This window comes from Hanstruepera neustonica (assembly GCF_002895005.1).
Lineage (GTDB): Bacteria > Bacteroidota > Bacteroidia > Flavobacteriales > Flavobacteriaceae > Hanstruepera > Hanstruepera neustonica.
In genome coordinates this window covers 287,308-301,140 of record NZ_POWF01000001.1, presented here as the reverse complement: position 1 = coordinate 301,140, position 13,833 = coordinate 287,308, and the positions used below count along the sequence as shown (strand labels likewise).

At 33.3% G+C, this 13,833-nt stretch carries 13 protein-coding genes and 1 tRNA gene; 8 read left to right on the top strand and 6 right to left on the bottom strand.

The window, feature by feature from the left end; all coding sequences use genetic code 11:
• Window positions 1-118: 118 nt before the first annotated feature.
• The 3 genes from rnpA to C1T31_RS01400 are packed head-to-tail and all read left to right on the top strand — an operon-like array spanning window position 119 to window position 3,024.
• Window positions 119-502 (top strand): ribonuclease P protein component, encoded by a 384-nt coding sequence (rnpA, locus tag C1T31_RS01410; RefSeq protein ID WP_103050676.1) that lies wholly within the window; start codon window positions 119-121, stop codon window positions 500-502.
• Window positions 502-2,136 (top strand): S41 family peptidase, encoded by a 1,635-nt coding sequence (locus tag C1T31_RS01405; protein ID WP_103050675.1) that lies wholly within the window; start codon window positions 502-504, stop codon window positions 2,134-2,136. Before rnpA ends, C1T31_RS01405 begins: the two co-directional genes overlap by 1 nt.
• A 30-nt stretch (window positions 2,137-2,166) precedes the next feature.
• Window positions 2,167-3,024 (top strand): OmpA family protein, encoded by an 858-nt coding sequence (locus C1T31_RS01400; protein ID WP_103050674.1) that lies wholly within the window; start codon window positions 2,167-2,169, stop codon window positions 3,022-3,024.
• Here the strand turns inward: C1T31_RS01400 and C1T31_RS01395 are convergent.
• From C1T31_RS01395 to rpiB, 3 genes are read right to left on the bottom strand one after another with little or no spacing between them, the layout of a single operon-like run.
• Window positions 3,021-3,464: a GNAT family N-acetyltransferase gene (locus C1T31_RS01395; RefSeq protein WP_103050673.1), complete on the bottom strand. Its 444-nt coding sequence runs from the start codon at window positions 3,462-3,464 to the stop codon at window positions 3,021-3,023. The genes C1T31_RS01400 and C1T31_RS01395 overlap by 4 nt on opposite strands.
• A 12-nt stretch (window positions 3,465-3,476) precedes the next feature.
• Window positions 3,477-4,388 carry a cation diffusion facilitator family transporter gene (locus C1T31_RS01390; protein ID WP_103050672.1) on the bottom strand — a complete coding sequence of 304 codons (912 nt, stop codon included), beginning with the start codon at window positions 4,386-4,388 and terminating at the stop codon, window positions 3,477-3,479.
• Window positions 4,389-4,823 carry a ribose 5-phosphate isomerase B gene (gene rpiB / locus C1T31_RS01385; RefSeq protein ID WP_103050671.1) on the bottom strand — a complete coding sequence of 145 codons (435 nt, stop codon included), beginning with the start codon at window positions 4,821-4,823 and terminating at the stop codon, window positions 4,389-4,391.
• A 558-nt stretch (window positions 4,824-5,381) separates the two neighbouring features.
• On the opposite strand from rpiB, the gene C1T31_RS01380 reads away from it, so the two are divergent.
• The 4 genes from C1T31_RS01380 to C1T31_RS01365 all read left to right on the top strand — a co-directional run bounded on the left by C1T31_RS01380 (window position 5,382) and on the right by C1T31_RS01365 (window position 10,590).
• A complete protein-coding gene (locus tag C1T31_RS01380) occupies window positions 5,382-6,839 on the top strand; it encodes a T9SS type A sorting domain-containing protein (RefSeq protein ID WP_103050670.1) in 1,458 nt (485 codons plus the stop codon).
• 155 nt (window positions 6,840-6,994) lie between these two features.
• Window positions 6,995-9,187, top strand: a complete 2,193-nt coding sequence (gene rnr, locus C1T31_RS01375) for a ribonuclease R (RefSeq protein ID WP_103050669.1) — start codon at window positions 6,995-6,997, stop codon at window positions 9,185-9,187.
• A gap of 11 nt (window positions 9,188-9,198) precedes the next feature.
• Complete coding sequence (locus tag C1T31_RS01370; protein ID WP_103050668.1) at window positions 9,199-9,867, top strand: head GIN domain-containing protein; 669 nt, start codon at window positions 9,199-9,201, stop codon at window positions 9,865-9,867.
• 42 nt (window positions 9,868-9,909) lie between these two features.
• Entirely contained in the window at window positions 9,910-10,590 is a 681-nt protein-coding gene (locus tag C1T31_RS01365; RefSeq protein WP_103050667.1) for a LysE family translocator, read from the top strand.
• 359 nt (window positions 10,591-10,949) lie between these two features.
• Here C1T31_RS01365 and C1T31_RS01360 read toward each other — a convergent pair.
• The 3 genes from C1T31_RS01360 to C1T31_RS01350 all read right to left on the bottom strand — a co-directional run bounded on the left by C1T31_RS01360 (window position 10,950) and on the right by C1T31_RS01350 (window position 11,706).
• Window positions 10,950-11,020 (bottom strand) — tRNA-Cys (locus C1T31_RS01360).
• A 43-nt stretch (window positions 11,021-11,063) separates the two neighbouring features.
• On the bottom strand, window positions 11,064-11,432 hold the full coding sequence (folB, locus tag C1T31_RS01355) for a dihydroneopterin aldolase (protein WP_103050666.1): 369 nt from the start codon (window positions 11,430-11,432) through the stop codon (window positions 11,064-11,066).
• A gap of 64 nt (window positions 11,433-11,496) precedes the next feature.
• Window positions 11,497-11,706, bottom strand: a complete 210-nt coding sequence (locus tag C1T31_RS01350) for a zinc ribbon domain-containing protein (RefSeq protein WP_103050665.1) — start codon at window positions 11,704-11,706, stop codon at window positions 11,497-11,499.
• A gap of 99 nt (window positions 11,707-11,805) precedes the next feature.
• On the opposite strand from C1T31_RS01350, the gene C1T31_RS01345 reads away from it, so the two are divergent.
• Complete coding sequence (locus tag C1T31_RS01345) at window positions 11,806-13,812, top strand: glutamine--tRNA ligase/YqeY domain fusion protein (RefSeq protein WP_103051283.1); 2,007 nt, start codon at window positions 11,806-11,808, stop codon at window positions 13,810-13,812.
• The last annotated feature ends 21 nt before the right edge of the window (window positions 13,813-13,833 follow it).

Genomic DNA, 13,833 nt, shown 5'->3' with positions numbered 1-13,833 from the left:
ATTTAAGAATAATATTTTGGTAATTTACAGCCTATTGGCATTAAAAAATATGATTTATGTCATAGAGACATATCGCATGCTTGCCTAGATATTACTATTTTTACGCACGCAGCAGTTTATGAAAGCACCTTATTCACATAAAGAAAAGCTCAAAGGCAAAAAACGCATCGATCAGCTTTTTACTGAAGGCCAGTCGGTTTCGGCTTATCCGCTGCGTATGGTTTATTTAGAAACGGAACTTGATGATAATGTCATTGCCAAAACAGGTGTTTCTGTTTCAAAACGTCATTTTAAAAAAGCGGTTGACAGAAATCGAATCAAACGATTGCTTCGAGAAGCGTACCGATTGAACAAAACTGCCTATTTTAACAACATTACAACACAATATGCGTTTATGATTTTGTACATTGGTAATGATAAACCCACTTATGTTGAAGTTGAACAATCCATGAACAAACTGTTTAAGAAGTTTGTTGAAATGGAATCCAAAAAAAATTCATGATGAAAAAATTACTTAAAAAGCGCATTATCATTCCTTTTTTAGCGCTTGTTATATTTCTGACTGGTACCGCTTTTCAAAACGATTTTTTTGAGATAGCCAAGCAAATAGAAATATTCACCACCTTATATAAAGAGGTTAATATGAATTATGTTGACGATACCAATCCAGCTGAATTAATGGATACGGCTATCAAAAGCATGTTGAATGATTTGGATCCTTATACCCAATTTTATAACGAGCAAGATGTCGAAGCTGAAAAAATTCGGAGAACAGGAGATTACACGGGTATTGGAGCCAATGTTAGAACCATGAAGGACAAGTTGGTCATTATTGAACCATACAAAGATTATCCTGCCGATAAAGCTGGCTTAAAAGCTGGTGATGAAATTATAAAAATCGGTAATACGGTAATTGCCAATTACAAAGATGATGCAGGCGACCTCCTAAAAGGTTCCTCTGGAAGTAAAGTAGATGTAACCTACTTGCGCCAAGGAAAAGAATATACTGCCAGTATTACACGTTCTGAAGTGGAAATTGATGCCGTACCACATTTTTCAATGGTTGATGATAAAACAGGATATATTGTTTTAGATAAGTTTAATAACAAAGCGTCTTCCCAAACAGGCTATGCTGTAAAAGATTTGAAAGCTCAAGGTGCTGAACGCATTATTTTGGACCTGAGAGGTAACCCAGGCGGACTTCTATTGGAAGCCGTCAAAATTGTAAACTTATTTGTTCCTAAAGGTCAATTGGTGGTTTCAACTAAATCTAAAGTTAAAAAGTTCAACCGTACTTATTACACTCAAAGTGATCCTCTTGATACCGAAATCCCGCTTGTTGTTCTAATTAATGGCAGTAGTGCTTCGGCTAGTGAAATTGTTTCAGGTGCTTTACAGGATTTAGATAGAGCGGTCATTGTTGGTTCCAGAAGCTTTGGAAAGGGACTTGTACAGCGCCCTAAACCTTTAACTTATGGTACACAGCTAAAAATTACCATATCAAGATATTACACACCATCCGGTAGATGCATCCAGGCATTAGACTATTGGAACAGAGATGAAAAAGGCAATGCGGTCCGTATAGAAAAAGACAAATACAATGAATTTAAAACCAAAAACGGCCGGAAAGTATTTGATGGCGGAGGTGTTTTTCCAGATGAAGCTTTAGCAGTCACCAAAAATTCAGCTATTACTAAAGCAATTCAATATGACTTTTTAATTTTCGATTACGCTACCGACTATTATTACAAGCACCAACAAGCTGATGTTAGTAATTTTGAACTGACAAATGCTGACTTTAATGATTTTAAACAGTATTTAAAAAGCAATGATTTTACATTTGTTACCGAAACTGAAAAAGCACTGAATAAGGTCATGGAAAAAGCTGCTAAAGAAGATTTAGATGACAATATTCAAAATGATTATAACGCGTTGGTAACTAATTTAAACAATTCCAAAGAATTGGCTATCAATGAAAATAAAGACGAAATTTTATCGTTACTAACTGATGAGATAGTAAAACGTTATGTTTATAGAGAAGGTTTGTATGATTACTACAAAGGTCATAATCTTGAGATAAAAAAAGCGACTGAAATTTTATCAAAACCTTCCGTTTATAAAGATTACTTAAATTAAGTATATTTAAGTTCATTTTCATTACCTACTATGAATAGATTAATAGCGCTCTTCATATTATTATGTAGTAATATGATGCTCTTTTCGCAAACAGATGCTGAAAGAGAGCGCACCCATATTGTGTTTTTTGAAACCGACCAATATGTGGTTCTGCCTACTGAAGAAAGTAGGTTGATGCTTTTTCTATCAGAAATTGAATCTCTTGATATAGAAAAGATATCTATTTATGGTTTTTGTGATGATCGTGGTAGTGATTCCTATAACCTGCTTTTATCCCAATACCGCGCAAACTCCATTAAAGAAATTTTTTCCAATAACGAATTTGACGAATCAAAAATTACTAACGTTGATGGAAAAGGTGAAGTGCTATTGGAACTCGTAAAAGAAAAGAATATAGCTAAATTAAGAGGTTTAAATCGAAAAGTAGAAATTAGGGTTCAACCGTATTCTCCTCCCAGAACAGAAGCTGAAATTGAAAAACCAGAAAAAAAAGAATTTTCGGAGGCTATCAAGGGTGATATAAAAGCTGGTGATAAATTTCTATTGGAAAATATTTTATTTAAAACAGGATATAGTATCCTGCTCCCAGAATCTAAAAAAACACTAGAAAAAATTGCAGAAACCCTCCTGGAACGCGAGGATATATACTTCACCATACAAGGTCACGTGTGTTGCACGCAAAATGGCCGTGATGCCATGGATCGTCAAACAAACAAGCGTAATTTGTCGGTTACCCGAGCAAAATATATTTATGATTATTTAGCCAAAAAAGGGGTTGATAAAAGTCGAATGAAGTACGTGGGAATGCGCCGAAAATTTCCGTTAGGAGGTGATCCTAAATTTGATAGACGGGTTGAAATTTTAGTGACGTATGTCGGTAAAGATTAATATTTAATCATGGCTACATGTGGAATCCCATCTTCCAGGTACTCCTCTCCTATTTCTTTAAATCCTAAATTATTGTAAAATTTCTTCAAATACGTTTGTGCTGAAATTTTTATTTCGGTTGTATTAAAAAAGACATTTACTGCTTTAATGGAAGCCTTCATGATTTCATAACCATATTGATGCTGGCGTTCATTTTCTTTCACCACTACTCTACCAATACTAGCTACATTAAAATAATCACCTGGTTTAAAAACGCGTGTGTAAGCGACCAGATTATTATTTTTATAACCTAAAATATGTAAGGCTTTCTGGTCCTTTCCATCGATATCCTGATATACACAATCCTGTTCCACCACAAACACTTCAGAACGTAATTGCAATAAATCATAGAGTTCACTTGTATTTAACTCCGAAAAATTTTTAGTAAGTATGTCAAGCATGCTTTTCTTTATTTAATCCTGTACAATAACATCTTTGGAATCTTTCTTATTAAATTCTGGTTGAATGGTTATGTGATTGATGTCAAATTCAGCATGTAATACATCTTCTATTTGTTTTAAAACATTATTGAATTCATCAATAGATATATTTTCAGATAAATCTAAATGGGCTTCTAAATGCAATTCATCATCATTTAAACACCAAACATGAACATGATGAAGCTTGTTGACTTTGGGTATTTTATGAACCGCTCTTAAAACAGCTTTTATATCCACTTGCTCTGGAGTAAAAAGCATTAAAATTTTGGTAGACTTTTTTAATAGATCGTATCCAACCCATACCAAATAAAGGGCAATAAGAAATGTTAACACGCTATCTACCCAAAAAACCTGATAATATTTCATCAACAAACCACCTATTAAAACAGCAATACTAGCTAGCATATCAGTAAATAGATGCAAATAAGCAGATTTCATATTCAAATTGGAATCAGCATCTTTTTTTAACAACAACACACTAAATCCGTTAGCTAGTATAGCAATAACAGAAAGCCATATTACTAAATTCGATTCTATTTCTTGCGGATTTTGAAAACGTTTTACAGCCTCGATTATCAATAAAACACCTACAATTACTAGTGTTGAAGCATTTATAAAAGCTGCAAGGATTTCAGCTCGTTTATAACCAAAGGTTCTGTGAATAGAAGCTTTTTGTCTCGATAATTTAGAGGCTACATAACTAACTACTAAAGATATTACATCACTAAAATTATGAAGGGCATCACTTAATAAGGCTAAACTTCCAGAAATAATTCCACCAATGACTTGAGCAGAAGTTATGAGTATATTTAAAAGAATAGAAATAATGAGATTTCTATCCTTCATATTGGAATGCGAATGATTATGTGAATGCGAATGACCCATTTAACAGGATAGCGGGATTTTATCCACGCGTTTTTGATGACGTCCACCCTCAAATTTTGTTTCTAAAAAGGTATCAACCATTTTTATAGCTTGAGGAATAGCCGTATATCTCGCAGGAATACAAATAATATTAGCATTGTTATGTTGTCTGGTTAGCTCTGTTATTTCGTTCATCCAACATATACCAGCACGTACATGTTGATATTTGTTAGCAGTCATGGCCACACCATTGGCACTACCGCAAATTAAAATACCAAAATCCACTTTATTATCATTGACATCTTGAGCTACAGGATGTACAAAATCCGGATAATCCACACTGTCACTGGAATCCGTTCCATAATTAGTGACTTGAATTCCTTTTGATTCTAAATGCTTGATAATAGCAAATTTATAATCGGTTCCTGCGTGATCGTTACCTATAGATATTTTCATTTTGTTGTAGTGTTGATATGATGCGGTAAAGGTACAAAATGCCTAATTTTAAATCGTAAAATTTAACGTGTTTATAAAACAGTCTATATAGACTCATAACATGTTAATATCTATTTATCATTTTCTAACAGATATATTTTAAAAATTGAATAAAAATTGCAATCAAAAATGCGAATGTATTTACCAAAAAATTAAACCTATTTTTTTAGCTAATTTTTGAGCATCTATTTTAACGTTTATCAACACCCATATAAATAGTTTTTATTAAAAATTGGTTATTAACAAACAATATAAACAGCTGTTAATAGTATTTAAAATGAGATTAAAAATGAACAAGTTAAGCTTATTTTGAATGTTAATTAATTATCAATAAAATGTAAACTGTGTGTTTTCAAAATATATTTTAAAAAAGTTATTGAAGCTATTAACACGCCATTATAATCATTAATATTTTTTTAAAATTTCAAAAAGAAATAATTATTATAGTATTTAATGTGGATAAGTATAAGTTTGGTTTAGATTCTATTTTCTTAATTTTAAAATGTATAATTTTAGTGTATGGGTAAATATGTTGTTATATGTTTTTTATGTCCTTCTGTAGTATTCTGCCAAATTCAATTTGGACAAACATTATTTGGTAATTCTAATAGACAATTTTTTGGTACAGATTTAGCCTTTTCTTCTGATAACAATAGAATGGTTGTAGCAGATAATAAAGATGCTAGTGGTTCTATTACTGGATATGTAAGAGTTTATGAATTTAATAATAATAGTTGGTCACAAATAGGTCAAACATTAAATGGCCATGCAAATGGAAATTTACAAGGTATAAGAGTTGCTATATCGTCAGATGGACAAAGAATTGCAGTAGGAACAACAGGAAATAGCACAACTATTTTAGAATCAGGTAGTATTAAAGTTTATGAGTTTATAAATGATACATGGATACAAATAGGTCAAGAAATTCTTCCTCTAACTATAGGAGAAATTTTTGCTTTTAATATATCACTATCTAGTGATGGAAGTACTTTAGCTGCAGGAGCTAATCAATATAATGGGGAAAATGGAACATTTTCAGGATATGTTAGAGTTTTTACTTTTATCAATGATACCTGGGAAAACAAGGGTTCGTTGTTACAAGGTTCTGATCTTTATGGAAGATTTGGTTTAGACACGGCATTATCTGAAGATGGTAATGTACTGGCATGTTCTAATCCAAGTAATAGTGGAAATCCTAGTTATATTAAAATTTTTGAATACAATAATGATGATTGGGAAGAGACTGGTATTATCAATGAAGAAATATTTGGAGAAAGAATAGGTTCTAAAATACAGATAACTCCAGATGCACAAACAATTGTAATTGCTATTAATCAAAGTAATGTTATTGCATCAAATGCTGGACAAGTAAGAGTATATCATAATATTAATGATAATTGGGTACAAAAAGGTTCAAGCATTTTTGGTTTAGCTGCAGGTGACTTATTAGGATCAAACATTTCTATTTCTGATGATGGAAATATTCTTGCAATTGGAGCACCTCATCATAATTTTAATTTATTTAATATGGGATATATTGATTTATATAGATATATTAATAATGATTGGGTTTTATTAGGAGAACAAATTCAAGGAGATAATAGTGATGTTTATGTAGGGTATAGTTTTGCTTTATCACCAGATGGAAGTATACTGGGAGTTGGTTATCAATATGATGACACTAATTATGAAAATTCAGGTAAAGTAATTACTTATGATTTAAGTGCAGCTTTATCAGTAGATGAAAACAATCTTATTGAGTTTAATTTATTTCCCAATCCAGCCACAACGAGTTTTACAATTGAAATCCCACAACATTTAGAATTGAAAGGAGTAGCTATTTATAATGATTTAGGACAATTAGTTACAACAACAACTAAATCTATAGTTAATATAAGTAGTTTATCATCAGGAGTTTATGTGGTTGAAATAATAACCAATAAAGGAAAAGCTTCCAAAAAACTTATTATTGAATAATGAGTTAGTTATCAAATAATTAACTTTATAAACATATTAATTTAATTAATTAACCGTAGCTTTGTAATTGTTTAATACAAATTACTTCGCCTTTAGTATTAAATTAAAAATGAAAGTGTTCCGAACTTTAGGAACCAGAATATGAAAAGAATTACATGACAAGAAAGAAAAAAAGGAGATCATCTAAAAACAAGATTTCCAACCTAACGAATACAATCTTAAGTATATTAAAAAAAGAACGAAACAAATCCTTCAACTATAAACAAATTGCGGCAAAATTGGGTGTTAATGACGCCAGTAGTCGTAATCAAATTATAAAAAAACTACAGCAATTAAAGGCTAAAAAAGAAATTGAAGAAGTTGAGCGTGGCAAATTTAAAGCTATACCAACTGCTGATTATCATACTGGAATTTTAGACTTATCACATAAGGGATCTGGTTATGTTATCAGTGATGAATTTGAGGACGATATTCATATTGCATCCAATAATATCAACCGCGCTTTAGATGGTGATGAAGTCGAATTTTATGTTTATAAACGCTTAAAACGCGGTAGAAGAGAAGGAGAAATTACTCGGGTATTAAAACGCGCTAAAAATGATTATGTTGGGGTAATACAGGTGCATGATAATTATGCTTTTGTGATTCCTGACAGTACAAAAATGTATAAGGATATTTTTGTACCCATTAATAAAATCAACAAAGCTGAAGAAGGTGATAAGGTTTTGGTTTCATTGGATGAATGGCCAGAAAATCAAGACTCACCCAGTGGACGTGTGTTAAAGGTTTTAGGAAAACCAGGAGAACATAATACCGAAATACATTCTATTTTAGCGGAATACGGCTTGCCTTATGAATTTCCTTATGAGGTTGAAGAATTTGCTAATAAGTTAGATACATCCATCACCAAAGAGGAAATAGCTAAACGTCGTGATATGCGAGACGTTTTAACATTTACCATAGATCCCAAAGACGCTAAAGATTTTGACGATGCCTTATCATTTCAAATTTTAGAAAATGGTCTTTATGAAATAGGTATCCATATTGCTGATGTGTCGCATTATGTTAAACCTAATACCGTTTTAGATGATGAAGCTTACGAACGGGCTACATCGGTGTATTTGGTGGATAGGGTTGTACCCATGTTACCAGAAATTTTATCGAACAATGCCTGCTCGCTGCGGCCACATGAAGAAAAATATACGTTTTCGGCAGTTTTTCATCTAGATGAAAAAGCTGAAGTAAAAGACCAATGGTTCGGTAGAACAGTAACTTACAGTGATGCACGATTTGCTTATGAAGAAGCCCAAAGTGTGATAGAAAGTAAAACTAATGTAATCCCGAAAGAGGTCTCCTTATCAGGTAAGGAATATCATACAGATCAACATATTGCAGATGCTATATTAAAAATGGATGAATTAGCTAAAAAAATGCGTACCAAACGTATGCGATCTGGGGCTATTTCTTTTGATAAAGTAGAGGTTAAATTTAATTTAGATGAAGATAACAATCCAACAGGCGTCTATTTTAAAACATCTCAAGATGCTAATAAGTTAATTGAAGAATTTATGTTATTAGCTAATCGAAAAGTAGCTGAATTTGTAGGTAAGCAAAAACCTCCAAAAACCTTTGTATATCGTGTTCATGACGAGCCTGACGATAGTAAGTTAGCAGCACTTCAAAACATCGTAGGACGTTTTGGTTACAAACTTAATTTTAAGGATAAGAAGTCAACGACTGCTTCATTGAATAATTTATTAAAGGATGTTGTTGGTAAAAAAGAGCAAAATTTAGTTGATACTCTAGCTATCAGAAGTATGAGCAAAGCAGAGTATACAACTCATAATATTGGGCATTATGGTCTAGCATTTGACTATTACAGCCATTTCACATCACCTATCAGGCGTTATCCGGATGTCATGGCACATCGATTGTTGCAACGGTATTTAGATGGTGAAAAATCCGCTAATGAAGAGGTTTATGAAGATAGGTGTGTGCATTCCAGTAACATGGAATATTTAGCCACAAAAGCTGAACGTGATTCTATCAAATACATGCAGATTAAATTTATGCAGGATCATCAAGATGAAGAGTTTGTTGGTGTTATTTCAGGTGTGACCGATTGGGGAATTTATGTTGAAATCATAGATAATAAATGTGAGGGAATGGTTAGAGTTCGTGATATTACAGATGACCATTATGAATTTGATGAAAGCGAATATGCTTTGATAGGCAGAAACACGAAAAACATGTATCAATTAGGTGATGAGGTCGTTGTTACTGTTAAAAACACAGATTTAGTTAAAAAACATTTAGATTTTAATTTATTAGGAAAGTATAACGATTAATTTTTTTAAACATGAAGTATGTTGCTTTAATACTAATAGTATTTTCAACCGTATTATATTCACAAACCGAGAAGAATTTAGGAGATTTTAGAGAACTAAAAGTGTATGATAGGATAGAAGTAGAGCTCATAAAATCTGATGAAAATAAAGTCGTTGTTTCAGGTAAGAATACAGAAGATGTTGTTTTTGTTATCAAAAATGGACTGCTGAAAATTAGAATGACATTAGATAAGATTTTCAATGGAGCTGAAACAGAAGTAAAAGTATACTACAAAAACATTGATATTATTGATGCTAATGAAGGGACTTTTATTGGATCTAATGACGTTTTTGAGCAATTTGAAATAGATTTACGAGCACAAGAAGGCGGCTCCATCAGAATTCAAGTTAAAGACATGACCTTTTTAAATGTCAAAGCGATATCTGGAGGCGTTATTCACACATCAGGTAACTCTAAAAATCAAAACATTGACATCAATACAGGCGGCCAGTACAAGGGTAAAGAACTTCACACCGAAAAGACCGAAGTAACCATTAAAGCGGCTGGTGAAGCGGATGTTTATGCTACTAAAGAAGTGATTGCCAAGGTTAGGGCAGGAGGTAATGTTTACATCTACGGAAACCCTGAAACAGTTGATGAAAACACCGTTTTAGGTGGTAAAATAATCAGAAAGAATTAAATACATTCCTTTTTTATAAATTTGTGGAAATGCTATCCACTTATGCTTGACGCCATTTTAGCGGCTATTCCCTTCGGGATTATTCTGGCTTTTACCATAGGACCAGTTTTTTTTGTATTACTGGAAACTAGTGCTACCAAAGGGTTTAAGAGTGCATTAATTTTTGATTTGGGAGTTATTGTGGCAGACATGTTCTTCATAGTTGTTGCATTTTACAGCACCAGCAAGCTGTTGGATAAGATTAAAGATGACCCTAATTTTTTAATATTTGGAGGCGTTCTTTTAGCGGTTTATGGATTTATTTCATTTATCAAAACCTCTAAATCCTTTAGAGAAATAGTCCGAGAATACCACACAGTTGAAATCAAGAAGAAATTAGGCAAACTGTTTATTAAAGGGTTTTTATTAAACTTTATAAATGTCGGCGTTCTGTTAGGTTGGTTGGGATTCATAGTGATCGGCAATTCCTTGACAGAAACCAACAGTGAACTTTGGGTATTTTTAGCAACGATATTAGCTGTTTATTTTCTTGTAGATCTTTTAAAAATGGCTGCAGCCAAAACCCTCAAAAACAAACTTACACCAAGACGTATTTTTAAAACCAAAAAGATTGTGGCGCTGGTTATTCTTGGTTTTGGAGTCTTGTTACTGATTCAAGGTTTTTTCCCAAAAGAAAAGGAAATGATTAAGGATAGATTGGAACAGATAAGTCCTTTGGATTAGTATTCAATTAGTAATAATAATATCCAATTAAGATTGAAGGTTTTTAAAGGAGTCAGCATATTACATTGACATAGCTGTAGATAGTGTTGTTTTCTTTAATTAATTTTTCTTAAAAATTAGAAATAAAAAAGGGTTACTAAAAAAGTAACTCTTTCTCGAGGTGTCACGTTTAATATTTAGAACCGCTGAATAAATCTTCTTAAAAGTTAAAAATAAAAAACCATCAACTTTTGTTGAAGGTTTTTAGAGGTGTCAGCGTATTACATTGAAATAGCTGCAGATGGTGTTGTTATCTTTAATTAATTTTTTTTAAAAATTAGTAATAAAAAAAGAGCTACTAAAAAAGTAACTCTTTCTCGAGGTGTCGAGCGGATTCGAACCGCTGTAGATGGTGTTGCAGACCACTGCCTAGCCACTCGGCCACGACACCTTGTTCGACAGCAAATGTAAAAAAAATATGTTTTTTACACTATTTACTGATAGTTTTTTCGTTTGTCGGTCATTTTTATCGTTACCATCTCCACATCACCGCCAATTGGAGGGTTTAATTTACTGATACTCACCGTTGCCTTTTGGACTAGCTTGTCTTCAGTAAAAACCCTGTCCAATATACGTCTGGCAACCGTTTCCAGTAAATGAGATGGTTTTAACATTTCTTCGCGTATCACACGGTTTAAAAACACGTAGTCAACAGTATCGCTTAACAAATCGGTACCCGCAGAAGGCTGTAAATTCGCTTTAATCTCTAAATCCACGAGATAATCACTTCCAATTTTGGTTTCTTCACTCAAACAACCATGATTGGCAAATATTCGAATGTTTTCAATTTTAATTATTCCCATAGGACAAAAATAAAACTCCTTTTGTCACAATGAGTGAATTTTGCAAGAAATTTAATTCTAAAGACTAGTTGGTAAAAAAGTCAAATATATTACTAATGGCGCTTGTTTTGGATTTGTAAAATTCTGTGTACGTACAGCGTTCACAAGTTACCGATGTAAATCGTTTGTTTTGAATATTAAACAATTTCGTAAACAAACCACCAGTTGCCTGCATCTGATCGACTTGATAGGTTCTATTGTGGCATTTTGGACATTCGTAGTTTCTGTGTTGCATATTTAATGGTTTTATTAATTGGTATCAAAAATCAACCAGTTGTTACAATTACGCTAAAATTGACTAATTTTGTGCGTCTTAATTTAGATGGATAAATTTATGTCAGAAGAAACAAAATCACTCAATTTTATTGAGCATATCATAGAGGATGATTTAGCTAATGGATTAGACAAATCCAAATTGCGTTTTCGTTTCCCACCAGAACCTAATGGCTACTTACATATTGGGCATACCAAGGCCATTGGAATTAGTTTTGGTTTAGGTGAAAAATATAATGCTCCGGTTAACCTGCGTTTTGATGACACTAATCCAGCTAAAGAAGAGCAAGAGTATGTAGATGCTATAAAAAATGATGTGTCTTGGCTAGGTTATAAATGGGCTAACGAACTATACTCGTCTGATTATTTTCAACAATTGTACGACTGGGCTGTCATGCTGATTAAAGAAGATAAAGCTTATGTAGATTCTCAATCCAGTGAAGCTATGGCCGAGCAAAAGGGCACACCTACACAACCAGGTGTTGATGGACCTTATCGTAACCGTTCAGTTGCTGAAAATTTAGACCTGTTTGAACGCATGAAAAATGGAGAGTTTGATGAAGGTTCTCATGTGCTTCGTGCAAAAATAGATATGCAGCATCCCAATATGTTGATGCGCGACCCCATTATGTACCGTATCTTAAAAAAATCACATCACCGCACTGGTAACAATTGGTGTATTTACCCGATGTATGACTGGACGCATGGTGAAAGTGATTATATAGAACAAATCTCACACAGTTTGTGTTCCCTTGAATTTAAGCCCCACAGAGAGCTTTACGACTGGTTTAAGGAGCAAGTATATAAATACCAACCAGAAACACTGCCATTGCTCCCAAAACAACGTGAGTTCGCACGGTTGAACTTGAGTTATACCATTATGAGCAAGCGTAAGTTGTTAAAATTGGTTCAAGATGGTGTTGTAAATGGCTGGGACGATCCTAGAATGCCTACCATTTCTGGTTTAAGACGCCGTGGATATACCCCAGAATCCATTAGGAACTTTATTGAAAAAGTTGGAGTTGCCAAGCGCGACAATGTCATTGACGTGTCCTTGTTGGAATTCTGTATTCGAGAAGATCTTAATAAGACAGCCCTTCGTGTTATGGCTGTTTTAGATCCCGTAAAGGTTGTTATCACCAATTATCCGGAAGGTAAGGTTGAGTGGATGGAAGCCGAAAATAATCAGGAAGATGAAAGCGCAGGATACAGAAAAGTACCGTTTTCAAGGGAAATTTATATTGAAAAAGATGATTTCAAAGAAGAAGCCAGTAATAAATTTTTCAGACTGAAACTAGGGGGTGAGGTACGTTTAAAAAATGCCTATATCATTCAAGCAAACCATGTGGTAAAAGATGACCACGGAAATATAGTTGAAATACAATGTACGTATTCCGAAGATACTTCAAAGAAAGTAAAAGGAACCTTACATTGGGTGTCAGCAGAACACGCAGTAAAAGTTGAGGTTCGTGAATACGACAGATTGTTCATGGATGAAGCCCCAGACACTTATGAAGATAGAGACTTTATGGAATTTCTCAATCCGAATTCACTCAAAATCATTGAGGCTTTTGTAGAGCCCAGTTTACTGGACGCAAAGCCAGGTGAGCGATTTCAGTTTCAGCGATTAGGTTATTTTAACGTTGATGATGATTCCACTCCAAATCACTTGATTTTTAATAAAACAGTAGGTTTAAGGGACTCTTGGGCTAAACAAAAGCCAAAACCACAAGTCAACCAAAATCAGCAAAAAAATCAAGGTCAGCAACAACGAAAAGCCATTAATGTCATTCAGCAATTAGGGAAGAAATACACCAATTATCCTGAAGACAAGCAAGCTAAAGTTAAAGCCGAAATTCAGGAACTGGCAAAAGAGGTTTCTTATGATGAATTGGAACCCTTATTTGGAACAGCTGCTAAAAAAGTTGGAACACGTATTGCGGCAATGCTAACATTAAAAGTACTGCTCGATAATGGTTTGGAGCGGAATGAAGCTATTAATGAATTTATTGAAAATGCTCTTGAAGACTCAAACGATTTATTGGTTGGTGAAGCAAAAACCATCTAAGTATTAAAAATAGAGTAGAAC